Here is a 23,343-nt window from a genome sequence, read left to right as displayed (position 1 = left end):
CGATAACCTATACGAAACCAACGATGTAGACAAAAAAAGACTTGCCATCGGGTTACCAATGGCAAGCAGCAGGCGAAAACCAGTTTACGGGATAATGTATCAACGTATCACTCAACCGGCGGATTCGCGCGCCCTGTGGTCAGCTCCGGCAAATACGTACGCCAAGTGATTAATTTCGTACGCAATGCTTTGACAATATCGGGGTGTGCATCGGCCAAATTGGTCGTCTCATAGCGATCCTGTTCCATGTCATACAATTCGGGATTGTTCTTATGGTAATCCATGATCAGCTTCCACTTTCCCGATCGGATGGCTAGATTAGGGCTTCGATCTCTCCCCTTCGGATAGTTAAACGCATGGTCGTTCCTGCCATATTCCCAATACATATCCTTGGTCCGCGAAGCGGGTGTTCCCAGCCATACCGCCGACCGATCTTCACCATCCCCTTTATAGTTCGCGGGCAACTTAGCCGAAGCAATGCTGGTCAGCGTTGGGAAGAGATCAGTCGAGTTCAGTACCGAAAGACTATCCGTTGCGCCAGCAGGCACATGGCCGGGCCATCTGACAATGAACGGCATGCGGATACCGCCCTCGTATAACGAAAGCTTCGTACCACGAAGCCCACCATTACGACTGCCTTTGAAGCTCGGCAGTGCGCCGTTGTCGCTCGTAAAAATCACGATCGTATTTTCGGCAATACCCAACTCACGCAGTCCCTCGAAAAGTCTGCCTAGCTGTTTGTCAAATTCGGCCAGCACCAGTTTGAATGCATCCTCTTCCTTGGGGTTCATCGGAAACTGGCCTGATTGCCGCCGGTTTTCCTCGGGCACCCACGGATCATGCATGTCATCGGGCCACAGGTTCACAAAACAGGGTGTACCCCGATGCCGTCGCAAAAAACCCAATGTCTTATCCACAAAATAGGCAGTTCTATCCCAACGTTTTACGCTGTCCACGTCAGACCATATCCAGTCTGTAGCCGTCAATACCGGATCCGGCTCCGGGCTTTCATACGTGCTGGCATGCTCATCAAACCCATATTTTTCAAACTTCGGTGCATTTTTGATATCGCGGCCGCCACCCATATGCCACTTCCCGAAATGACCCGTTGCATAGCCTGCACTTTTCAGCACCTTGGCGATAGACGGTGCATGGACATTGAGGTAGTTGGCCTGTTCAGCCAACTCGTTGCTTCGCCTATTGTTAAGAAACGTGGTAAAATTCCATTCGGCCGGAAACATACCGGTTAGGATGCTCGTGCGCGAAGGGCTGCAAATCGGGGACGCGCTGTAATACTGGGTAAACCGAGTACCTTCTTCCGCGAATCGGTCTAGCTGCGGAGTCGGCACGAAATTCCCTCCGAATGCACCGATATCACTGAACCCCATGTCGTCGGTCAGGATCACAATGATGTTGGGTTGCTCCTGGCTCTGTGAAGTGAGGGATTGTAATAATAATCCAACGATGATTATACTTTTGATAATGGCTTTCATGTATTGATGGTTAATAATTGTCGCATCACAAAAATACTCCGTAACGCCCCCTTAAAACCACGATATGTTATCTCTTTGTAGTCAAATTATACCCCTTTTTGTAATATCAACAACAGCAAAATGGCAAATCATGTTTTATCAGCACAGGTTCAATCTGTCATATTTCTTTGAAAGACTTTCGGTTTCCTCAATGGATACGCAGGTACCTTTTAAACTCCAATACTTTTCGTATTTTTGTAGGTAACCTCAGTTTTCTCCTGTCTAAAGCATGGCAACGGATTAAACATGAGGAGAGATTATAGGGAAATAGAAAGGAGATATTAACTTGGCAAATATAACTGTACAACCACCGCTCAGCAACGTGCAAGCGGAATTGCTGAAACTCTTCTCGACGGGCATACCGGATAGCCAATTGTTGGAATTAAAAAAGGTTATGGCGAAGTTCCTATTGGATCAAGCAAGAGATAACGCAGATGCCATTTGGGATGCAAAAGGCTACTCCGACGAATCTTTGAAACAAAAGCTCGACAACGATTAGCGATGTCACTGCTGAAAGTCGTCCTTGACACCAATGCACTACTTCGATCAATTTCCCGAAGGTCGGAATATGCAATAATGATTGACAAATTGTACGACGGCACGTTTGAACTGTGGCTTACCAACGACATCCTGCTAGAGTACGAAGAAAAGATAACAGACATCTTCTCAAAGGAAACTGCCGAACTCTTGCTTGGTGCTTTTACGTTATTGCCGAATGTAAAGAAAACTGACATCCATTACCAATTGCAGCTAATCACGCAAGATGTAGATGATAACAAATTTTCGGATTGTGCTTTTGCCTGCAACGCCCATTACTTGGTTACGAATGATAAACATTTCAAAATTTTGAAGTCTATTGGTTTCCCGGCAATCAATACGATTACTTTAGAAGATTTCGTAAGAAGGCTCTAACCGCTGAGTGGGCAGAGAAATAGACAACCTAAATCCCGAACTATTCGCCAATCATCATTGCTGGCAAAAGTACCTCAGGCACGCCACCATACAACGTGAACTGAAAAGGAAGAGGCACAGCCCACTACGGACTGGGGCCTTCGCATGGGTACAATAACCACACTATTGCCCGACTTTCTCCTGACCTTGTTCTGCCATCCGCTATCCCCTAGGTAACCTCTATCCGTGCGGTGGCTAACGATTTTATAGCGACGGGTTAGCTAGGCGTTAGTCGATTCATAGCGGATGGCAGGAGAAAGTGGGAAGAAAGTACGGAGAAAAGCAAGTGGCGGCACGGCACTTACTGCCAAAAGGAGTCGCATCACGGAGGAGTCAGCTGGCTGTCTGGCTGCGGTCGCCTTGCTGTAAGGGTGCTGCAAACACCCGGCAGACAGCTAACCCACCGCAGGCAGACAGCCAAGCCACGCGCAGCAGTCCGGCAGCAGTCTAACAGCAGGTGCAAGGGCGCTAACCTAAGGATTTGCCCGGATTAACAATTACACTGTATGCAATCGGTATTTTCTACGTTATAACGCTTCATTCTTCACATCAAGATATTGGTGTAGGACGCCAATCCCTCCGAATAAATCCGTGCCCTGCACCACCACAACATACCCGCCTGCATTATCCGATGTATAGAAGGAGAACTCCGCTTCCCCGTTTTTATCCACCAACACCTCGGGATTCCAATACAGCGTCGCCCGCGTATCCGCCGGAGTCCCTTCCCTTTCCGGTGAGGTGTACTTCGGGCTGTAGAACTCCGGCGATACTACCGGAACCAGTGGCCGGAACCGGTACTCGCCCGGAATTTTGTTGAGGAACGGGCCGGTGCCTAGGCGCGTGGTAATCTCGATGAAAGCCAGGCCACGAGGACCTATCCCCTGAGTGGCTACGTTTTCTTTAATGCCCAAATGCCGGCTCTGGTAGCGCGACTTGTACCGCATGCTACTCATGACCTCCATTCCTAGGATATCCTCAGCCCTAAAATGCTCTAGGTACGGGCGCAGGTAATCCATGTACCCTTTTGGGTCAAAATCTTCGATCAGCGTTTCATCGGTGGGAAGCCAAAGTGTTGGGGGATCAGTAGGGGGTAAATACTCGCCAGGAGGATAATAAAATTGATTCAACGCGACACCGTCGATAATAAAACGTGCGTAATTTGTTCCTACAGTAAACACTTGTCCTCTACTTAGCGCACCGGTCCTTGGAATATATTCACCAGTACCTTCGACATATCGCATTCCAAACCCATCTACCTGCTCATGGATTAGATCGAATAGTGTTTTCTTCGGGGTATCCTCGAACAGCTTCTGCGGGATGACCTGGTCCGCGCCGCCGCCCTTGTTGAGGTTCTTCGAACCCGGAATCTGCGCCTGCGCCGTCACCACCGCCTCCTCCAGCATGATGCTGCCCGGGTCGATCCGCCCCAGCACCCGAGCCCGCGATTCCACCAGCCGCCGCGAAACCGTGTCGGCCAGCAACAGGCCGGGCGTGAAAACACGGCCCCAACCGATAGCCGACAGGGCCGGGAACGAAGGTTCATCCAGCTCCACCCGGATGCCGTAGTCCCAGTTCCGTTTGTTGAGCGCCTTGAGCACCATGCTCACCGTGTCCGTGATGAAAGGCCCGAAACCGTCGAAGCGGAACGCCCCCGCCGTGTTGGCCGAGGTATCCTGTACCAGGGCTCCGGCTGAACCCATCCGCGCCAGCAGCGTGACACCTGAATTCTTTATCGGCCGGCCCAGGGCGTCAACGACACGACCAGCAACCGAATAACCCTTTTCACGACTGAAAACCGGGGAGTCATGCCTTCGCACGTATCGCACCCATCCCTGCGTCAGCAGCAAAGCATCCATCGCCGGGGAATCCGGATGTTTGATGTAATAATAGGGATCCTCAACCCTTCCCCGAAGTTCTGCACCCAGCAGCATATAGCTTAGCAGGTTGCCTCCGTATGCGTCGAAGGCGACCTGCCCAGTGTCCAGCACCGCAACCGAAAAGCTACCCACCGGGATGGGCCTGCCGTCGGCGTCCCGCACCCGCAGCGTAAGACCCACGCTGTCCCGTGTACCGTACACCGCACGGTTGGTGTTCAGCTGCATGTTTAAATCATCACCGTGCCACACGAACACCGAGCGGCCGTTCAGTGGCGTCAGGTCGCTGTCGTAGGCCGTGAACCGGATTACCCCCGACGGGAAAAGGCTTTTCGGGAATGCACGTACATAAGGCCCGTCAAGCGGCGGCGTCGACCCGCGGATGCCCACCGACTCCCGCGCCTCCGCCGTGAAATGATACACCCGGCCGTGTAAGTCCGGCGTCGCGTCGATTACCACTGTCACGCTGTCCGACCCGGGATCGCTGACCACGCGTAGCATGGTGCCCGAGAGTTCCACTTCCGGCAGCGCATGCCGCGAACCGTCATCCAGCACCGCGGTATAACGGACACCCGCCTCCGGCGTGAAATCAACCACGCCCATGCCGCGGTGCGCCGATGCGAATGCACGGATCTCTTTTCCAGTATCATCAACGATAACCCCTTTGATGTCCGCCCCGTTGCCGTAGGCGTCCAGCGTCTTGAATCCCAGCCGCTGGTCGAACCCCGAAACAAAGCTCCCACCCTCGGGGAGGAACTGTACGTCGAGCCCGCCTTCGCTGAATGCGGACACCGGCGCGCGCCATCCCTTCGCCTTTGGGTCCACCACCCGGAAACGGTCCACGTACAGCAATGTATCGCCGTAGTTCCGCATCCAGTTTGTGTAGGCCCGCAGCGTGTATTCGCCTTGGGCATAGTCTCCCTCATCCAGTACGATACGGCCGCTGAATCCGCCCCAGTGGCCCGGCGCGCTCACCCTTTTCACAACCTTATCGTCACCGTCGATCACTTCCACATAGGCCACATCGATACTGTCGCCCGGCACGTGCGTGTCGGCACGCAATACATAACCCCGGTACCACAACGTGTCGCCCGACAGGTAGTCACTGCGGTCACGGTGGATAAATAACTTTTCGCGGGGGAAATCGGAACGAAAAGACGTCAAGCCGGAAACAAGGCTATCAATGGAATTCGATTGGCCATAGCCCAACTGGGCGACAACGGCACACCATAATAACAAACAGCCGACATACTTTATCCTCATTGGGTCTGGTTTATGCAACAACAACGTCATTGACAATTGGCTAGCGCATTTGAGAATCAATATACACTGAAAGCAAAAAACCGTTACCCATCTCAACGACGGGCAACGGTTAAAGATAAGATTTTTTATTACTTATCGCAATCTTACGACCTGCGAATAAATCGCCTGGTCTTTACCTGCCGGCCGCAACGCCACGCGGGCAAACACAGGTTTCCCTGCATTGAAATCGGCATTATCTGTCAGGTCAACCGTACCGGTGACGGTGGTCCCGGCGGTGACGCCATCGATGCGAAGTCGACCATTACTCGATACGTCGTCGACAAAAGACGTCTTACCGACCAATATCAATACATACTCAATGTCTCTACCACCCGCTACTTCTTCTATCTGAAAAGACGCATTGACACTGCTTCCATTTAACGAAAGCTGCACGTTCGACAAGGTATAGAATGGCGTTACTTCTTTGTCAACATTTGCCGTACCTTTCACATTAACTACGGTTGTATCTCGGTCGTTTACCCACGGGCCATTGTTATCACGCGTTACCAGTTTGTATTCTCCGTCGAATACTTTTGCTTCAAATGTACCGTCTTGTGTTACAAATACCTGAATCGGATTCCGCAATTCGTAACCATCTTGGTACAACTGAAGTTGCACGGCCTCACCTGTACCACGCACGCCTATCGGTTCGCCATTATAGACTACCCGTCCTCGTATCGTCGATTCCGGTGCGTCATAATTATCCAGTCCGCAACTGCTTACCGCCACTACTGCGGGAAGCAAGAACATATTTACATATTTTTTCATTATCGTAATCATAAAGGTTATTGAAACGGATTCAATACAATCTTGGGATTTGCATTCTGCCACTCCAGATCGATGAAGTTGTAATAATTCCTCAACTCAAAAAATCGGGGATGCAACGAGTTGCTAAACGTCAGCCTATCGAATACGTATTTGCCATCGTTTGCTGTACCGGGAGCAACTACTAAGTAGGGGAATAACGCCCACTGTTGAGCAGTTGGGCTATTAACTTCACCATTCCAGACAATGTGCGCGCGACGGAATCGCTTCAGGTCCCAGTAACGATGATCTTCAAACGCAAATTCGACCCGTCGTTCTTGGATAATGTCATCCAACGTCACGGAAGCCAACGGCTGGATGCCTGCTCGTTCGCGAACTTGATTGATGTACTCGACAGCTACCGGCTGCCTGCCCAATTCCATGGCTGCTTCAGCCGCAATCAGCACCGCTTCGGCAAAACGGAAACGGGGAAACCACATCTCACTATTACGCCCGCGGGTAGATGCTCCAGACGCTTCGTCCAAAAATTTACGGAAGAAAAAGCCTGTTTTATTGATATAGACGTCGTTGGTACGGTTTGGCCCGTTGGAGGCAGTGACCAGCCGTCCTCCTTGCATAGATCCAGGAGCTCCGGTAACGGTCTGCCAAGCACCATTGTTCCACACTTTTTGTCCGGCTTGCAGCGTTACTGGATCCCCCTTGAAAAGTGCATTCGGTAAAATTACCGTACCACCTAATCGGGCATCTTTGTTTGCAAAGGCATCCAAGGGACTGTCGTAAAAAACATAATCACCCTGCGCATCGCGGATACGGATATCACCGTTACGGTTGTCTGCGTATTCATAATCTTCAACCAAGTTCAGCAGTGGGCCGGCATACGCGCGATCGATGTCTTCGGCGTGGGATCCGGGGATGTTGATGGTCGTAAAATTAACCTGCTGACCAGTACCGGGATATTTATGGTCCCGCGCCCAAATCACTTCGGTGTTTCCATCCTTTACGCTTACCGCTTCGTAAAAATTGCGTTGCAGATCTTCTGCATTTCTCATTTGCAACGAATATGGACTGTTTTGGATGACGTCTTCCGCCGCTGTCAGGGCTTGTTCGTAATATCCCTCGGCTAAGTTTGCAGCGATGCCAACCTCACCGCCAGCCGTACGAATCGGGCTAGACATCTTGTTGTTGTAATTTGCTAATGAACCTGCATAGATGGCAGCACGAGCTTTCAACATCAACGCGACCCATTTGTTGGCGCGTGCAGAATTGGTATTCCGCGCATCGTCGAGCATTGTCGAAATGGTTTCGCATTCAGTGATGATGTAGTCATAAATACCAGCTTCCGTAGAACGGGGGTATTGCAATGCCGTTACATCCATGCCCACATGGTGATCGAATACCTCATCTCCCACGATCGGCATACCGCCCATACCGCGCGCCATATTGAAATACACCCACGCGCGAAGGAAACGGACCTCGCCTTCATAGAGCAGTTTTCTTTCATCATCGAGTGCAGTTGTTGCACGAACCCCTTGTAGAAACTGGTTCATGTTGCGGATCAACTCGTAGTCGTACACTCGCCAAAGGTTGTTGGCGTAACTTTGCATCACATCCGGGCCACCATCAGATTTCCCTGCTTCATCCAATATCGTATACTGATACGAATTGGCGATATGTTGCCCCCATGTAATAACCGGATCCGTGTTCGGCACGTTTGTTAGTCGACCATAGAAGTTAGATAGCACTGACTGGATCAATATTTCATCACCGAAAATATCTTCTTCGGGCAATATCGTGTCTGGCTCGCGCTCTAAGAAGTTGGAGCAACCGCTGAAGGAAGTTAGTCCGACCGCCAGCACCAACACCTTGAATATGGATATGCTTGACTTTTTCATAATTCTTTTTTTTTATAATATTTAACCTACTAAAACCTCACGTTGATTCCGAAGTTCATAATCCGATAAGTAGGATAACCCAAACCGTTCGTATCCTGCGTTTCGGGATCTATACCGATCAAGTTGGTGAACGTAAGCAAGTTTTGTCCAGAAAAGTACACTCGTACACCCGTGATAGAAAGCGGTTCCAAAATATGAGACGGCAACGAATACCCGAAATCCAAGTTACGAAGTTTAATATAACGGATTTTTTGCTTCCAGAAATCACTGTTCCAGTAATTACTATGTGCGCCGTTGCCAATCAATAACATCGGGTATTTACCCGGAATCAATTCACTATTGGCATCCCAGATGTCGGACAGCTTCCAAGCATCATCCGCATAGTACTGAGGAATGTTACCACCGTTTTGGAAAGGTGTACGCATTTCATGTTCCTTGTAGAAAGTATACATCGCGCCACCCGAGAAGTCGAGCCCCAAATCAAAGCCTTTGTAAGCAAAGGCAAAATTCAGCCCGAAGTTCAGTGCCGGTGTCGAGTCACGACGATACCCAATCGGACGTTCATCCAACCCATTGATTACCCCATCACCGTTCAAATCTTTGTATTTGACGTCACCAGGGCGTAATGTACGGTTACCTTGGCGATCATTATCAATTGGCCATTCTGCAATCTCATCCCAGCTTTGGAATTGCCCGTCGGATTGTAATCCCCAATTCAAATAACCATAACGTTGCACAAGGGAATTCCGATACTCATCTACCGAGTTACTAAAACGGGGTTTGTACCGATCCCAATCATAAAAGCGGGAAAACGTTATATTACCCCCCAGTGAATAGTTCAATTCGCCCGCACGGTCAGCCCAACGCACCACCGCCTCATAACCGCGGTGCATATCGGAATTCAAGTTCTCATTCGGTAAATTGAAACCAACTTCTTTAGGTATCAACACGTCATAACGTGAAGCAGGAAGTCCTGTACGTTTGCGTTGGAAGAATTCGACGGTCGTCGTCAATCGATTACGGAGAAACGCCGCGTCAAAACCGATATTGGTCATCTCTGCACGCAGCCATGACAATGTGGTTACCGGAAGTCCCCGAGGCTGTGCACCGATGAGGTACTCGCCATCGATTACCGACGAGGCGACATTCACCCAATCGCCATTGGCATTACGGAATCTTTTGTAATTATAACCGCCGAGGTAATCAAAGGGATTATAGCCCGCAGTGTTGTCATCGCCAACCAGACCGAATGACCCCCTGATTTTCAGATCATTGACAATATTTGCAATTTTGCTATCTTGCCAGAACGATTCCTGCGAAATCCGCCATCCTGCAGATGCCGCGGGGAAGAAGCCCCAACGGTCATTGGTCGGGAATTTCCAGGAACCGTCATAACGGCCCAACAACTCAAGCAGGTATTTTCCGTTATAATCGTAGTTCACTTTACCAATGTAACCCAAGCGCGCCTGCGGATTGTCACCCTCGTCATCGTACGTATCCATCGTTTCAAAATAAACAAGCTCCAACGCATTGGAGGTTGGAATAGAATGCAACCAGGTGGTGGGCGTTTTACGAAGAATACTTTCCACACCGCCAATTACCGAAAGATTATGTGATCCGAATGACTTGTTATAGTTCAGCTGCACATTGGAGGTTATTTCCTCTACGTGGCCCATCCGACGCTCGCGCCAAGGGTTGTTGTTCTCGAAAATCACCGGATAAGTATCCGTAGCTTCGTCATAACCGTACAACTTGTAGGTAAACTCATGATTGTCCATCCGTTGGTTTGCAAAATAATAACCCACCAATGCTTTGGCTTTCAGCCCGTCAACGATATCGTACTCCGCATCGAAGTTGAGCTGACTAACCCGCCAGGTCTCCGTACGCTCACCCGACAAGTCGTAATTCAACCAGCCGAAGTTCGTACCCGGATCGGTAGAAGTCAGCGTGGGGTACAACGGATTATCGTTTGCAAATGGGCGTACCGTGGGCAGGTTGCGGAATGTACCGTAGCGTGGTAACCACAAGTCATCACCACCCGGCACACCAGGGTTTTTCCGAAACTCGTGGCGGGCGTTATAGTTGGCTCCTACCCGGAAACGATCAGAAATCTGCGCGGTGATGTTCATTTGTACGTTCGTACGCTTGAAACCGCCATAGTTCACAATAACGTCATTCTGGTTGAGGTGCCCCAAACTGAAATAGTAGTTGATTTTGTCGGATCCGCCGGATACGTTGGCGTTGACGTAAACCTGCGGTGAGGTTTCCCAAATGTAATCATACCAATCAAACGGTACGTACCCTTTTTCGGTGCCTTGCCGCCATTTGGTCAAATCTTCGGGCGTATACCGATAGTTGCCGACCTCTTGTACGGTTTCTGACTGAATATAGCTTTCTACATACGTCACCGCATCTGCGGGCTTCGGAAATGTAGACAAGTTCTGGAAGCCGTAGTTGGATGTCAAACTGATTGTGTTCTTTGTATTCTGCTTACCCCGTTTAGTGGTCACAACAACGACACCGTTTGCCGCCCGTACGCCGTAGATCGCAGCAGACGCATCCTTTAGGATGGTGATGGATTCAATGTCGTTGAAATCCAAATTATTAAACTGGCCGGCGTCTTTCTGGACACCATCGATGACATACAGCGGAGTGCCCATATTTCGGATTTGGATAGCGGTGGATGACCCCGGCCGACCATCCGTCTGCCGGAAGTTCAACCCAGGCATCTTTCCCACCAATGCACCGGAAGTGGTGGAGGCTAATGATCGGCTGATGTCGTCGGCACCAATAGAGGAAATGGCACCCGTCAACGTCTCCTTTTTCTGCGCCATACCGAAACCGGTTACAATAACTTCTTCCAATGCTTCAGAAGATGAAGTCAGGTCGATCGTCACATTGCTAGCGTTAGCGCTTACAGGCACTACGGTCTGATCGTAGCCAATATAAGTAACCAAAAGGGAATCTCCACCGGATGCCACATCAATGGAGAAGGTACCATCGGCCGAGCTCGACGTGGTGCGCTGGCTGACCATCGCCTTGATGGTCGCGCTGCCGATGGGGGTACCGCCCTCCGCGTCCCTCACGGTCCCGGTGACAGACCGGGTCTGGGCCATTGCTATGGATAGTCCAACGCACCATAACAATGTTACAAGTAAAGCTTTACTCATAGTGTTGTTGTTTTGTTTTAAATTGTTTATAACTGTATTGATTAACCCTGTATTCGAACATTCCTATCCCAATCCCCACCAAAAAACATGCTTACACCTTCCAGGTAGAGACGGTAAACACATTGGTAAAATGCCGTGTAGCGAAGAGCTACCGCAGTAATTCCAGCCCAAATCCCGGTGCGTCAGGTGGGATCAGGTTCCCATCCTTGATCACATACCGACTGAGATCTACGTCGTCCGAAGTGCTCGTTACACCTTCGATCGTTACTGTATTTCCCAAACCACCGGCCATATGGGCGGTATAAAATGATTTTAAGAGCGAGCCCCATGCATGCGGAGATGCTTGTACACCGTATTGAATCAATGATGGCATCAGTTTCCGCCAATTGGTAAACCCAAGGCCCTCGATGTCGGAAATGTGTACATCCATGAGTTTTTGCTGCATCAGCGTATCCAACAACGCGGGATCCGGATCGGCTTCGCCTTCTGCAAGCAGGCTCTTTACGTTTGCCTTTGCCATCCATTCACGGAGCTTGCGGTAATCTTCAACGGTTTCATGAAACGGTTCCTCAATCCAGAAAAGCGGTGTATTACCGATTCCCTCGAGGTATGCCGTAAATTCATTTATCGTGAACCCATTGTTGCCATCTACCAAAATCTCGCAATCGGGAAAAGCTTTGGCAACGGCTTTGGTGACTTCAATATCCCGCGCTAATCCTTCTTTTTGGGCCATCCAGCGATGCCCTCGACCGATTTTCAATTTGAATTGGCGGTAGCCATAGTCGTAATCATAGCGACAGTTTGCAAGTACCTTATCGATACCTCCGGGTGCATGAGCGGGCTCCAGATCGTCGAAATAAATCATACCGCTGTAGTACTTGGTGGTAAATGGCTTATCACGGCCCAACAACGCGTATACCGGTTTGTTTAATGCGACACCGGCAAGATCATGCAAGGCGATATCGAATGGTAGGTAACGATCATCCGTAATGCCGACATTGACCTTGAATACGTCCGACAGTTTTTTGCCGACCAGTTCCGTAACGAGACGCTGTGCCTCATTACGGCCGCCCCGCAGCGAAGCCCAGCCTTTTGCGCCTTTATCCGTGGTGATGGTGCATATGCCGAGCCGAGGTCCAAATCCATGCACGTCCAACCGCGCATTTTTTCCGACAAAACGCGGATACTGCATCCGTACATCGTCAAACGTTACCGATTGTATCTTGTGGTAGGCTAATTCCTCTTGCATACGGCCCACTCCCGCCCCACCCTGAAATACACCGCCAATCGCTGTTTTAGACAGCAAACTTGCTGCTACGCCTGCATTCAATGTGTAAATAAATTCCCTTCTCCTCATAATAGTGGTGTTTTAATGGTTAAATTTTTACGCCGGTATCACGTTCGCGATGACGACGGGAATTTTATGCTTAGCCGCTAACGGACGACCGTTAACAAAACGTTTGTTTTAAAAATGCGAAACCCTCCTCAGCTAATTCATCTGCACTGTTGGCCAATGGCCGCCATATGCTAGCTGCTCTAGCTAATTCTTTCGAGGGTGCGCCAAAGGTCTCAATGACCAGGCTACCCCGATACCCGATGTCTTGAAATGCATCACGTATCCCTAGCCAATCCAAATGGCCTGTGCCCGGTGTTCCGCGATCACTTTCATTGGCTTGTACATGGATCAGCCTATCCCCAAGTTTGCGGATACTTGCTGGGATGTTTTTCTCTTCAATATTGCTATGGAAGGTATCCAGTAAGATCTTCAAATACGGGTGATTCACCTCATCGACAATCGAAATGGCCTGATCTACGGTATTGACCATGTCGGTTTCAAATCGATTTAGCGGTTCCAACGCTAGGGTCACCCCAAGCTCTTCCGCACGCTTGGTGGCTTCATGGAGGTTCTCCAAACACCATTGCCGCTCTTGTTTCTTTTGCTCCGCGGAGACCAGCCTGGTCTTTCCAACTGCCGAATAAAGTGGTCCGCCGAAAACGGGGCTTTCCATTTCATGGGCAATCTCCAGGCAATCGATGATATAGGAAAGCCCATTTGCCCGGTTTTCGGGCTGATCACTGGAAATATCCCGGTCCATACCAAAGGCCCCGCTCACCGAAATCTTCAAATTCAACTCTTGGCATGTTTTCTTCAACGCATTCCAATCAATCAGGTTCCGGTCTTCCACGGCAATCTCGATCAGGTCATAGCCCATGGCTTTGGCCTTACGCAAGACATCGAAGGATTGCGTGGAAAAGGGTGAAACCCAAACAAATGTGCTTATTCCTATGGTCATCTTCTGCAAACCTATTTATTCAAAACTTGGTATTTCTACCCGTATCCCACCTTTCATCGCCGATTCGTGTGCGCAAATCCCGGCGCACGTATAATTGGCTGCCTTTGCAGCATCTACGGCCGAATCTCTGCCTTCTACGATCGCTGCAACAAACTCCTGTACCAAGTGCGGATGCGAACCGCCATGTCCTGCTCCCTGTAGGAACGACACGTGATTGGGATCGTCAATTTTCTCCCGCTTGGTGAAATCAGCGATTTCCGGAATCAATAATTCATCGGTATCCGGCACGTCAATCCGTCTGGCGTTTTCACCACCATCAAAAATCACATGCTCTTCGTCTTGCAACTGCTCCCATTCAAATGACATTTTCGTGCCGTACACGTCGTAGCTTTCGCGATACTGACGCACTACATCAAACAGCGAACGCGTCGCTTCTGCTACCACATCCGAATCCTTCAACTTGAATGTAGCCGTCTCTACGGCGTATGGTGCATTGTAGCGGCTCGCCAAATCGTCGGATAGCCTACCGGAACCATGGCAAACCACAGACTCTGCAATGGTGTTATTGATGCGCAATAGCGGTGATATCGCGTGCGTACCATTCAACATGGGCGGATAGCCTTTCCAATACTCAGCCCATCCGTCCATACTCATATCTTGGATGTGGGATCCGCGGACAAACTGGATTTTGCCCAATTGCCCCGTCTCGGCCAATTTCAATCCATAAAGGAACTCACGGGTATACAGTGCTGTTTCCATCATCATGTATACCTTGCCCGACTTGCGCTTGGCAGCGACTATCGCTTCGCAATCTTCCACCGTCATGGCCATCGGGATGGTACATGCCGTATGCTTATTGGCGTTCAACGATGCCAACGTCATCTGTGCGTGTTCCGGAACGGGAGTGACCACATGGATGGCGTCCACATCGTCCCGTTTCACCACTTCATTGAAGTCGGTGAAAAGCAAATCCTCATCCAGGTTGAACTTCTCTTTTAGTTCATTAAGTGTATTTTCGTTCCGGGTACAGATTCCTACGGCTTTGATATTGGGGTGTTTCTGATAAATGGGAATAAACTCTTTCCCAAATCCCATACCTACGATAACGACAGTAATTTTTGACATGTTCTGATTCTTATTTAGCTAATTATACTTTCCAGTTAGTTTGCAATCCAGTTAACGGCATTGATCAATAATGCCCTATAGGCTTCATGTTCGTGGCTACGCTCATCGTGGCCGGTTGTAATTCCGGCAATTTTTGCCTTCTTGTGTTTTACCGTGAATACGCCTGGGAAAACGGCGTCGGTTTCCTTGGATTGGCCAATGACCAATACCTCAATCCCCTTCGCAGCCGGGTCTGGCACGAACCGATACAACTCATCCACAAAATCAAACTTGGCCGGAACGCCTTGTGTAATCGGATGTCCCGAGTTAACAACAAAGTTTTTTATATCCTGAAGCTTTTCATGGCTTTTACTACCACCCCCTACATAATTGAGGTTGTACGCCGGCCAGTCCGCCCAGTTATACCATACTGCGGCATGCAATAGTAACAGCCCATGTCCTTTTTCGACGAATTTGGTGATGGCTTGCTGTCCTTCGGCGGCAATCGGTTGATTGTTGGTCAAAATCAAGAGATCAGCCTGCTTCAGATAGGCCGGTATGGAGTCTGTCACTTCGGTATACGTCACGCTATACTTTCCGGTCGATTCGATGGTCTTTTTATCTTCCTGGCCATACCACCGACCGAAATCATGGGATCCGCCGCCGCCCACCATCAAAATCCGGAGGGGTTTCTGCGCTACCGCCATACCCGTGGTCATCAACAGCAGGGCAAATCCTGCCAATAGTTTCGTCATCTTGTTCATTCGTGAAAAATTTAGTATTATCAGTTAGTGCGCTATTTTACAACGTGCATAATGCCATTCATCCCCCGCCAATGCCCGGGGAAGGTACATACATACGGATAATCACCTGGCTCAGCGGGAGCCGTAAACTCCAGCGTAAAGCTTTCTCCGGGATTCACCAATGGCGTATGATGCAACACCTCGGGAATAGACGGAATGTATTGCTTATCAAACGCTTCTGATGAGCGTAACATATCATCCGCCGCTTTACCTACGATTTCCAATGTACCCGGCTGTATGATCAGCATGTTATGCTGCATACCATCGGGGTTTTCGAATACCAGTGTAATCCGTCTTCCTGCTTGCACGGTAAATGACTTCTTATCATACTGCATGATGTCCTTTACGGCCTTAATCTCAATACGTTCGGAAGGGGCTGTACTGCCCGCGTCGGACACTGCACCTTGATCGTGACCCGCATGGTCTTTCTTCGAGAACCGTACAGTGATGTTATTGACGTTGCCGGTGAACCTGGACGACTCGCCATATTCAGTAAACGCATGTTCGTCGTCAAAATCCTCTCCCGACCGCAGGTTGAATTTCAGTGGCGCAGCAAATAAATGCATGGCTTTTGCCTTACCTTGGCTGGTACCGTTTATGGAAAGCTCCACTGTTGCATCCGCGCTCATCCGTGCGTCGACGGTAAACGTGCTGGGCACACTGCCGCGCGAGGAAACAGTAGCCGTCTGGCCATGCTGATAGACTTCGAAAAACACGCGGTTGCTTTTCATGTAAAGCGCATAGCCTTCGGATTTATCGCCCTGACCTACGATCAAACCATTATAGGGCTGATTCTCACGCCTGCTTACTTCGGTTTGGATATGGATTTCCTTGTTCGATACATCAGGTGAAAACTGTAAACGGCTGCGGCGGCCGAGCACATATTGCTCATTAGCCAATGATTCGACGATACGCTTGGCAAAACTGCCGTTCGCTTGCGAAGCTACGTTGAAAAACTCGTCTTCTTGACTTGCAATCGCTCCGAACAATGCTTGCGACAACCACCGGTCGCGCTCGTTGACGCTATCGTTTGTCGCCTCAAGCAAGGCATTGGCAATTTCGGCAGAGGCGGGATACTCAGCTAACCGGACAAACGCTGCCAATCGCGTATTTAACGCAGTGTCGGCCAATATTGCGCTTTCCAGTATGGCATCCCTCGATTGATCACTTATCGAAAGTACCTGAACAGCTGCCTTGCGCACACCGGCAGACGGGTGGCTTAATGACTTGACTACAGCGTCGAATACATCTTTATTCGATTCGATAACGTTCAATCCCTGTAATGTCCAAAGTGCATGGATAGCCGGGGCATTCAGGCCAATTTTATCCACTTTCTTGTCCGATGCGATGCCAATCAGTTCACTTACAACATCATCTTTTTGCCGCTCGACCAAGAGGCGTTGGGCATGCATCCGCCAGAATTTGTTATCACTCTTTAACGCCTTCAATAATCCATTCGTATCGTCTTTGGAAAGCTTATACGATGATTTATGCATTGCATCTTTATAGACTAACCGATAAACCCGGCCGTACTTTTTGTCGCGCAGATCGCTTTCGAACGCATTACCCGGGCCGTGTGGCTGATCGACAAAAGGCAACACCTTATCGGACGGTGCTTGGGCAGGTACGAAGACGTTGTGCTGGATGATGAAATTGTACCAATCGAGTATCCAGACAGCGCCATCCGGACCAACCTCCGCGTGTACAGGGCCGAACCACTCGTCCGAGCTGGCCACCAAGTTCCACCCGTCATGTTCCTTAAAACCTGCGCCGTCGGGTTCGATGACAGCATTGTGGATCAACCGCACCGTAGGCTCGGTTACGAAAGCCACTTTATTCCAATAAGCTTGCGGATAATCACGCGCCGTGTATAGCTGGTGCCCTGCGGCTGATGTAAAGCCACCGACCACATCCACCTGCCGGAGGTTGGGTTGCATGGCATGCACTTCGTAGTGCCCATCGATCTTTTGCACCGCGTTGATATTGAGCTTCTGATCATCTTCCTGGAGCCGGCGCTGTACCAACTGCTCGGGCATGGAATAAAACGCGCTGTGGGTATTGTTTGCCGTGGAGATAAACACATTGTTATCTTCGGTCATTCCCAGCCCCCAAGTATTATTACTAGTTGTCGCCAAGTACTCGAAATCCGTTCCGTCTGGCTTGAAGTGGTATACCCCTTGGGCAAAAGCCATCCGCTTGCCATCGATTTGACCATCGAAGCCGGCATATCCCGTAACGCCCCAAATTTTGTTGTCAAACCCGTACTGCAAATTGGAAGGCCCTGCATGCGTGTCGTTTTTCCGCCATCCAGTCATAATAGTCTCCCTTGAATCGGCCACGTCATCGCCATCTGTATCTTTCAGGAAAATAAAGTCTGGCGCCATGGCAACGATAACGCCACCATTGGCAAAGGTAAGGCTCGTGGCAATGTTCAGCTTGTCGGCAAAAACCGTGAATTTATCCGCTACGCCATCCCCATCCGTATCTTCACAGATCTTTATCCGGTCGTTTGACTCTCCTTTCAGCTCCACGAAATTGTTGGGATAGTCCATGGCCTCGATGATCCATAACCGGCCTTTTTCATCCCAGCTCATGGCCATGGGATTGACGATATCGGGCTCTGCGGCAAACAACTGCAGCTCGAAACCGATAGGCACCTGCATCAATTTCTTCGATTCTTCCGACGAAAGTGGATCCTGCATCTTTGGCACGAAATGGCGTGCGGTGAAATCTGCAATGGTATCTTGATAGATGCTGACGCTCGGGATTTTCAACTGTGCGACTAATCCCATCACCTTGTCACCGATTGCCCATTGCACACCACTGTTGACCTGCCGTAGAAAGTCTAACTGCTTCCATACAGACTCCTCGCTTCCAGAAGCTGTTTGAAATACCCGGCCATCACCCTTCACCAACCTACTCATCGCATCGGAACCCGCATTATCAGAAGTTCCCTCCGGAGTGGCCCCTTCAACCAGCTTACTATACCAAGCTGGCCCGTTAGCCGGTGCAGCCCCCAGGGCTATTAGCCCTTTGCCGTCTCCGACAAAGCTTTTTAAAGCGCCTTCTTGCTCTGAAGATATGGACTCGGGCAGCGCGAATAAAACCAGCCCGTCATATACACGCAGATTTTGCTTGTTCAAGTCATTAGCATCAGCCGTGTACGTGAGGTTGATCCCGCTTTTGAACAGCTCTATCGCTAACCACGATGCATACTTACCCGACTCAACGGATTCATCTGCGCTACCCAAAAACAGCACCTCGGCACGACGTGGATAATTACGATCGTTACTCGTGCACTGGATAAAAAACAGGCAAAAAAGGACAATATACAAATAGGAAATTATTCTCATGTAATATAGTGCTATAATCGTTAACAATACAAAAGTAGAATAGATAACCAGCATAAAACCGCGTTATATTATCCCTTTATAGTCAAATTATATCCGAATTTTGTATGTTTGCTTACTTATAATGGTAAATCATGAAGAAAACCCACATTATTCCCAAGGCACTGATTCCTGACAATCGTTCGTTCGTGGTACGAAAGCAGGTCGAACCTTATTTTGATCCCACCTTCCACTTGCACCCCGAATTCCAGTTATCTTACGTCATGGAAGGTGAGGGTAACCGTTTTGTGGGCGACAGCATCAAACCGTTTAAAGCTGAGGACTTGGTACTCATTGGTCCTAACCTACCGCATGTGTGGCGTAGCCATAATCCCTATTTCGAGAAAGACAGTACACTCAGCACCACCGTTGTTGTTATTTACTTCCACGATCATTTTCTGGGCGAAACGATTGAGAATAAGGAAGAGTTTGAAAGCATCAGGCATCTTTTCCAGCGTTCACAATGCGGCATCGAAATCGCGGGCAAAACACAGCGGCAGGTTGGTCAGCTGATGAATGAACTACTGCACCTGAAAGGGGCGGAAAGCATTATCCAACTGCTCCGCATCCTGAACACCATCGCACTGTCCGACGAATGCCAGCTGATCACCGATACCCATTCAAAATCATACAATACCGAAGTCGAGACGGATCGCATGAACAAGGTATACGAATATATCATGAAAAACTTCCAGCAAAAAATCAACCTGGAAGACGTTGCCTCGATTGCCAGCATGACGTGTACCTCGTTCAGCAGGTACTTCAAATCGCGTGTCAATCAGTCCTTTTCAGACTTTCTCAAGGAAATCCGCATCGAATATGCCTGCAAGCTCCTGAAGGAAGACAAGATGAATATCGACCGTATCGGTTACGAATGCGGATTTCAGTCGGTCACCAACTTCAACAAACAATTCAAGAAAGTCACCGGCAAACAGCCCCACCAATATCGCAGCGAATACCAGAAAATGGCCATTGAACCCTACCATCAGTATCATTGAAACACCGGCGCGTCTTGTTGCGTCGTGCTGGGTATGCCGCCGGCAATCTCCGGCCAACCGTTGCGCCACGTCAGTTTATCAAGCATCAACATGCGTCGGCTCGCGCCGCTTGCCGCCTTACCTCGCGACGGATCAATTCCATGGTAGAGGAGCCAATCGGTTCCCTCACTATCGGTAACGATGCGAGCATTATGACCGGGGCCTACAATACGTTCATTGCCCTTTAAGAGCAGGGTGCCGTTACCGCGCTCGGCGATATCGTTTCCATTTTTGTCTAGGTATGGCCCCGCAAGGCTTGTAGACCGTGCAACCAGCACGTGGTATTGGCTTTCAGCGCCGTCGCAGCAACTCCCTTTAGAACCGAAGAAATAGTAATGGCCTTCCTTTTTATGAATCATCACTGCTTCGAAATCGCCCGCGGCGATTTTGAATTTACGGGTGAGGTCGGGTACCGACAGGCCGTCGCCAGCCAACGGCACTCCATAAGTGCCTTGTGTAGGTGCATTGCTAAAACTTCCCCAAAACAGATATTTTTCGCCATGCTCTTCGAAATAGCAAGGGTCAATCGAATTAGGAACATCAACCTCTTCACTGGTGAAAAGCTTGCCATGGTCTGTAAATGGACCGGCCGGATGGTCTGCAACAGCCACGCCGATGCCCGGATTTGGGTCGCCCCACGTGGAATAGGAATAGTATAGGTAGTATTTGCCATCGATGTGATTCACATCCGGCGCCCATAAGCCCCCGTTGTTTTTCCACGTAGGTTTTGCAGTGAAGGCTTGGCCCGACACCTTCCAAGATACCAGATCTGTCGACTTCAAAATGGGGATCAATCGGCTACCCTGGCCGTCGCCCCAATCATCTTGGGTGCCGTAGGCATAGAATTGGCCCGAGTTCGGATCGCGGATTACAGATGGGTCGGCTAAGATCGGTTCGAAGACAGGATTGGTGTATTGGATTACTTCAGTCGTATCCGGCTGCCCGATATCGTCGGTATCCGGCTGCGCATTGCAGCCCGCCAATAGCAGTGAAGCGGCAAAAAAACTGTAAATCAGCATTTCTTTGGCATTGAATAAAAAAATCATTCTTCTTCCAGTATGGGCACAATGACTTTATCGCTAGCGACGCTAAATTTGTAAAGGCCAGTCTCTGCATCCCACTGCTTAATCACGGGAACTATCCGTGTCCGCCTTGGGGTTACCTGTTGCTGGTCAAAGTGCACATGGTATACATAGTACAATTGCCCATCCAGCCCCTCGAACAAATCACCATGGCCAGAACCGTTCTCACCAACAATAGAACGGTGAAGAATCGGGCTGTCTTGCTGCTTAACCCAAGGTCCGTACGGGGAATCCGAAACAGCATAGCCAACAGCATAGTCGATATTCAGGTAGTGGTTGGCCGAATAGAACAGGTAGTATTTATCCTTCAATTTGATAACGGTTGGGCCTTCCATAATTGGTGCCGACTCATAAGCTGGGGTAGCTTCCCAGGGCTCAGTTTGGTCAAAGCATTTTTTCAGGGTTTCAGGTTTGATTTGCCCTTTTTCCAAGTCAAACTCCGCTACCCACAGGTAATTGCCCCCACCAAATCGGACATGGTAAAGGTAGTACTTGCCATCCTCATCTTTGAAAATGTAAGAATCGATATTTTTTTCCGAGCCATCAATGGGAGCAACTTTCGCTTGCGTATAGGGGCCGAGCAAAGAAGTGGACTGCGTCAATACGGTCTGTTCATTGGCGGTATAAGTCAGGTAATACCTATCGTTTGCTTGGAATAGTTGCGGTGCCCAAAAGCCTTCTGTACCGAAGGCCTGTTCCCCTTTGGTTAAGATCAAATGCGCCGAACCACTTGTACCGGCAGGCTTACTCCAGGTTTGCAGGTTTGTGGATTCCAAAGCGGCGAATCCAGATGCTGCCGACCCGCCGCTTCCTCCTGTGCCGGTCAAGTAGTACTTACCGTTGTGGACATATATCGTTGGGTCTGCAAAAAACAATTCGCGTTTTTCCTGTGCCATGAGTTGACCGCTGGGGATTAACAGCCCTGCCATCAGGAAGGCGCAGCAGAAGTTAATGTATCTCATCCTATTGCTCATTTCAAAAGGTTAGTATTGGATATGCTAATTTTTAACATCCAAAAGAGTTCAGCTAGTTACAACACAAAAATAGACCACTCAGCTTTAGGAAAACCGCGGTATGTTGCCTCTTTGTGGTCAAATTATATCAATACTTGGTATTCGCACTTATTTTAAATGACAAACAAGAAGAAAGCGTGCGTTCTTACCATCACTGCAGGAGTACCGGCGTAACGTAGCCCTTATCAATATGCATGACGACCTCCCCTTCTTTCTCCACAAAGTTTACGGTGCTTATATTCATGTACCGGGGGTGAATTGCCGTTTCACTATAGTGTGAATGGAAGACGATGCGTAACTGCCCAGCCTTATCGGTAAACATCGCGCTATGCCCTACACCAACCAAGTCGCCTGGTTTTTGTAGTATTGGATTTCCCTCGTATTTGGTCCATGGACCCGTAACCTGGTCGGCCGTTGCATAGCCTATCCCATAAAACGGACTTTCATAGCTATTGGCGGAATAAGTCATGTAGTATTTACCATTGTGTTGCATCACATATGGCCCTTCGTTCACACGGGGCCAAACTTCTTCCCATGGCTGAGAAACGTTTATGCATTTTTCCAGGGTTTCCATGCGAATCGTCATCAGGTCGTCTTCAAGCTCGGCTACCCAAATATTCAACCCATCATTAAACCGATCAAAAAACAAATATGGCTTCCCATCATCATCGATGAACAGTGAGTTATCGATACATTTCTCGCCCTCAAGCATCGGCTTCTTAACTGCTTGCCTGAATGGTCCGAGCGGGCTGTCACTGGTGGCCACGCAGATGTGCTCATCAGCCGAATAATACATATAAAACTTCCCATCCACTTGATAGACTTCAGGCGCCCAAAACCAACGGCCACCCCAAGAATCATTCTTATGTAGCGCCAACCGGTTGCCTGGAACTGCTTCCCAAGTGAGCAAGTCTTGCGAGATGAGGACCCCAATGCCATCATCCGCTGACGTACCATAGGCATAATAGGTACCTTCATGTAACAAAATAAAGGGGTCGCCAAAAGAGACATTGGTCTCTACTCGTTCTATGGGTACTTCGGGTGTCGGATCCGAGTCGCCTGATGAACAAGCCAACACCGACAAGCCGATCGCCATGGCCATAAGGGCCGTCTTTTTCACTTCAATAATCATCCG

At 49.4% G+C, this 23,343-nt stretch carries 17 protein-coding genes; 4 read left to right on the top strand and 13 right to left on the bottom strand.

Going from position 1 to position 23,343, the window contains the following annotated elements; genetic code table 11:
* Positions 1–107: 107 nt before the first annotated feature.
* Positions 108–1,493, bottom strand: a complete 1,386-nt coding sequence (locus tag IEV98_RS08350) for a sulfatase family protein (RefSeq protein ID WP_188505405.1) — start codon at positions 1,491–1,493, stop codon at positions 108–110.
* 325 nt (positions 1,494–1,818) lie between these two features.
* Between IEV98_RS08350 and IEV98_RS08345 the strand changes: the two genes are divergently transcribed.
* The 3 genes from IEV98_RS08345 (at position 1,819) to IEV98_RS24575 (ending at position 2,852) form a co-directional block, all read left to right on the top strand.
* Entirely contained in the window at positions 1,819–2,031 is a 213-nt protein-coding gene (locus tag IEV98_RS08345; protein ID WP_188505404.1) for a DUF8507 family protein, read from the top strand.
* A gap of 2 nt (positions 2,032–2,033) precedes the next feature.
* Positions 2,034–2,444, top strand: coding sequence for a putative toxin-antitoxin system toxin component, PIN family (locus IEV98_RS08340; protein ID WP_188505403.1), 411 nt, complete (start codon positions 2,034–2,036; stop codon positions 2,442–2,444).
* Positions 2,445–2,729: 285 nt separating this feature from the next.
* A complete protein-coding gene (locus IEV98_RS24575; protein WP_262892474.1) occupies positions 2,730–2,852 on the top strand; it encodes a hypothetical protein in 123 nt (40 codons plus the stop codon).
* 158 nt (positions 2,853–3,010) lie between these two features.
* Here the strand turns inward: IEV98_RS24575 and IEV98_RS08335 are convergent, their stop codons facing one another.
* The 9 genes from IEV98_RS08335 to IEV98_RS08295 all read right to left on the bottom strand — a co-directional run bounded on the left by IEV98_RS08335 (position 3,011) and on the right by IEV98_RS08295 (position 19,040).
* Complete coding sequence (locus tag IEV98_RS08335; RefSeq protein WP_188505402.1) at positions 3,011–5,620, bottom strand: carboxypeptidase-like regulatory domain-containing protein; 2,610 nt, start codon at positions 5,618–5,620, stop codon at positions 3,011–3,013.
* Positions 5,621–5,752: 132 nt separating this feature from the next.
* Complete coding sequence (locus IEV98_RS08330) at positions 5,753–6,427, bottom strand: DUF3823 domain-containing protein (RefSeq protein ID WP_188505401.1); 675 nt, start codon at positions 6,425–6,427, stop codon at positions 5,753–5,755.
* 17 nt (positions 6,428–6,444) lie between these two features.
* On the bottom strand, positions 6,445–8,316 hold the full coding sequence (locus tag IEV98_RS08325; RefSeq protein ID WP_188505400.1) for a RagB/SusD family nutrient uptake outer membrane protein: 1,872 nt from the start codon (positions 8,314–8,316) through the stop codon (positions 6,445–6,447).
* 29 nt (positions 8,317–8,345) lie between these two features.
* Positions 8,346–11,486, bottom strand: a complete 3,141-nt coding sequence (locus IEV98_RS08320) for a SusC/RagA family TonB-linked outer membrane protein (RefSeq protein WP_188505399.1) — start codon at positions 11,484–11,486, stop codon at positions 8,346–8,348.
* A gap of 148 nt (positions 11,487–11,634) precedes the next feature.
* On the bottom strand, positions 11,635–12,843 hold the full coding sequence (locus IEV98_RS08315) for an enolase C-terminal domain-like protein (RefSeq protein WP_188505398.1): 1,209 nt from the start codon (positions 12,841–12,843) through the stop codon (positions 11,635–11,637).
* Between the two features lie 91 nt (positions 12,844–12,934).
* Complete coding sequence (locus tag IEV98_RS08310; RefSeq protein WP_188505397.1) at positions 12,935–13,780, bottom strand: sugar phosphate isomerase/epimerase family protein; 846 nt, start codon at positions 13,778–13,780, stop codon at positions 12,935–12,937.
* Positions 13,781–13,795: 15 nt separating this feature from the next.
* Positions 13,796–14,905 carry a Gfo/Idh/MocA family protein gene (locus IEV98_RS08305; protein ID WP_188505396.1) on the bottom strand — a complete coding sequence of 370 codons (1,110 nt, stop codon included), beginning with the start codon at positions 14,903–14,905 and terminating at the stop codon, positions 13,796–13,798.
* 35 nt (positions 14,906–14,940) lie between these two features.
* Positions 14,941–15,648 carry a ThuA domain-containing protein gene (locus tag IEV98_RS08300; RefSeq protein ID WP_188505395.1) on the bottom strand — a complete coding sequence of 236 codons (708 nt, stop codon included), beginning with the start codon at positions 15,646–15,648 and terminating at the stop codon, positions 14,941–14,943.
* A gap of 32 nt (positions 15,649–15,680) precedes the next feature.
* Complete coding sequence (locus tag IEV98_RS08295) at positions 15,681–19,040, bottom strand: PVC-type heme-binding CxxCH protein (RefSeq protein WP_188505394.1); 3,360 nt, start codon at positions 19,038–19,040, stop codon at positions 15,681–15,683.
* Between the two features lie 131 nt (positions 19,041–19,171).
* Between IEV98_RS08295 and IEV98_RS08290 the strand changes: the two genes are divergently transcribed.
* Positions 19,172–20,074: an AraC family transcriptional regulator gene (locus tag IEV98_RS08290; RefSeq protein ID WP_188505393.1), complete on the top strand. Its 903-nt coding sequence runs from the start codon at positions 19,172–19,174 to the stop codon at positions 20,072–20,074.
* Here IEV98_RS08290 and IEV98_RS08285 read toward each other — a convergent pair.
* The 3 genes from IEV98_RS08285 to IEV98_RS08275 form a co-directional block, all read right to left on the bottom strand.
* Positions 20,068–21,159, bottom strand: a complete 1,092-nt coding sequence (locus tag IEV98_RS08285; protein WP_229738627.1) for a family 43 glycosylhydrolase — start codon at positions 21,157–21,159, stop codon at positions 20,068–20,070. The two genes, IEV98_RS08290 and IEV98_RS08285, sit on opposite strands and share 7 nt — an antisense overlap.
* Positions 21,156–22,157, bottom strand: a complete 1,002-nt coding sequence (locus IEV98_RS08280) for a glycoside hydrolase family 43 protein (protein ID WP_188505392.1) — start codon at positions 22,155–22,157, stop codon at positions 21,156–21,158. Before IEV98_RS08280 ends, IEV98_RS08285 begins: the two co-directional genes overlap by 4 nt.
* Before the next feature lie 202 nt (positions 22,158–22,359).
* Positions 22,360–23,340 (bottom strand): glycoside hydrolase family 43 protein, encoded by a 981-nt coding sequence (locus tag IEV98_RS08275; RefSeq protein ID WP_229738626.1) that lies wholly within the window; start codon positions 23,338–23,340, stop codon positions 22,360–22,362.
* Between the last annotated feature and the right edge of the window lie 3 nt (positions 23,341–23,343).

Origin of the sequence: Parapedobacter pyrenivorans (assembly GCF_014636865.1) — a bacterium.
GTDB lineage: Bacteria > Bacteroidota > Bacteroidia > Sphingobacteriales > Sphingobacteriaceae > Parapedobacter > Parapedobacter pyrenivorans.
Note: the sequence above shows the minus strand (reverse complement) of the source record. Positions and strands in the feature narration are given on the sequence as shown.

Coding starts and splice junctions, on each gene's coding strand:
- IEV98_RS08350 (WP_188505405.1), bottom strand. CDS start 1,493: ATGAAAGCCATTATCAAAAGTATAATCATCGTTGGATTATTATTACAA.
- IEV98_RS08340 (WP_188505403.1), top strand. CDS start 2,034: ATGTCACTGCTGAAAGTCGTCCTTGACACCAATGCACTACTTCGATCA.
- IEV98_RS24575 (WP_262892474.1), top strand. CDS start 2,730: ATGGCAGGAGAAAGTGGGAAGAAAGTACGGAGAAAAGCAAGTGGCGGC.
- IEV98_RS08335 (WP_188505402.1), bottom strand. CDS start 5,620: ATGAGGATAAAGTATGTCGGCTGTTTGTTATTATGGTGTGCCGTTGTC.
- IEV98_RS08330 (WP_188505401.1), bottom strand. CDS start 6,427: ATGAAAAAATATGTAAATATGTTCTTGCTTCCCGCAGTAGTGGCGGTA.
- IEV98_RS08325 (WP_188505400.1), bottom strand. CDS start 8,316: ATGAAAAAGTCAAGCATATCCATATTCAAGGTGTTGGTGCTGGCGGTC.
- IEV98_RS08320 (WP_188505399.1), bottom strand. CDS start 11,486: ATGAGTAAAGCTTTACTTGTAACATTGTTATGGTGCGTTGGACTATCC.
- IEV98_RS08315 (WP_188505398.1), bottom strand. CDS start 12,843: ATGAGGAGAAGGGAATTTATTTACACATTGAATGCAGGCGTAGCAGCA.
- IEV98_RS08310 (WP_188505397.1), bottom strand. CDS start 13,780: ATGACCATAGGAATAAGCACATTTGTTTGGGTTTCACCCTTTTCCACG.
- IEV98_RS08305 (WP_188505396.1), bottom strand. CDS start 14,905: ATGTCAAAAATTACTGTCGTTATCGTAGGTATGGGATTTGGGAAAGAG.
- IEV98_RS08300 (WP_188505395.1), bottom strand. CDS start 15,648: ATGAACAAGATGACGAAACTATTGGCAGGATTTGCCCTGCTGTTGATG.
- IEV98_RS08295 (WP_188505394.1), bottom strand. CDS start 19,040: ATGAGAATAATTTCCTATTTGTATATTGTCCTTTTTTGCCTGTTTTTT.
- IEV98_RS08290 (WP_188505393.1), top strand. CDS start 19,172: ATGAAGAAAACCCACATTATTCCCAAGGCACTGATTCCTGACAATCGT.
- IEV98_RS08285 (WP_229738627.1), bottom strand. CDS start 21,159: ATGATTTTTTTATTCAATGCCAAAGAAATGCTGATTTACAGTTTTTTT.
- IEV98_RS08280 (WP_188505392.1), bottom strand. CDS start 22,157: ATGAGATACATTAACTTCTGCTGCGCCTTCCTGATGGCAGGGCTGTTA.
- IEV98_RS08275 (WP_229738626.1), bottom strand. CDS start 23,340: ATGATTATTGAAGTGAAAAAGACGGCCCTTATGGCCATGGCGATCGGC.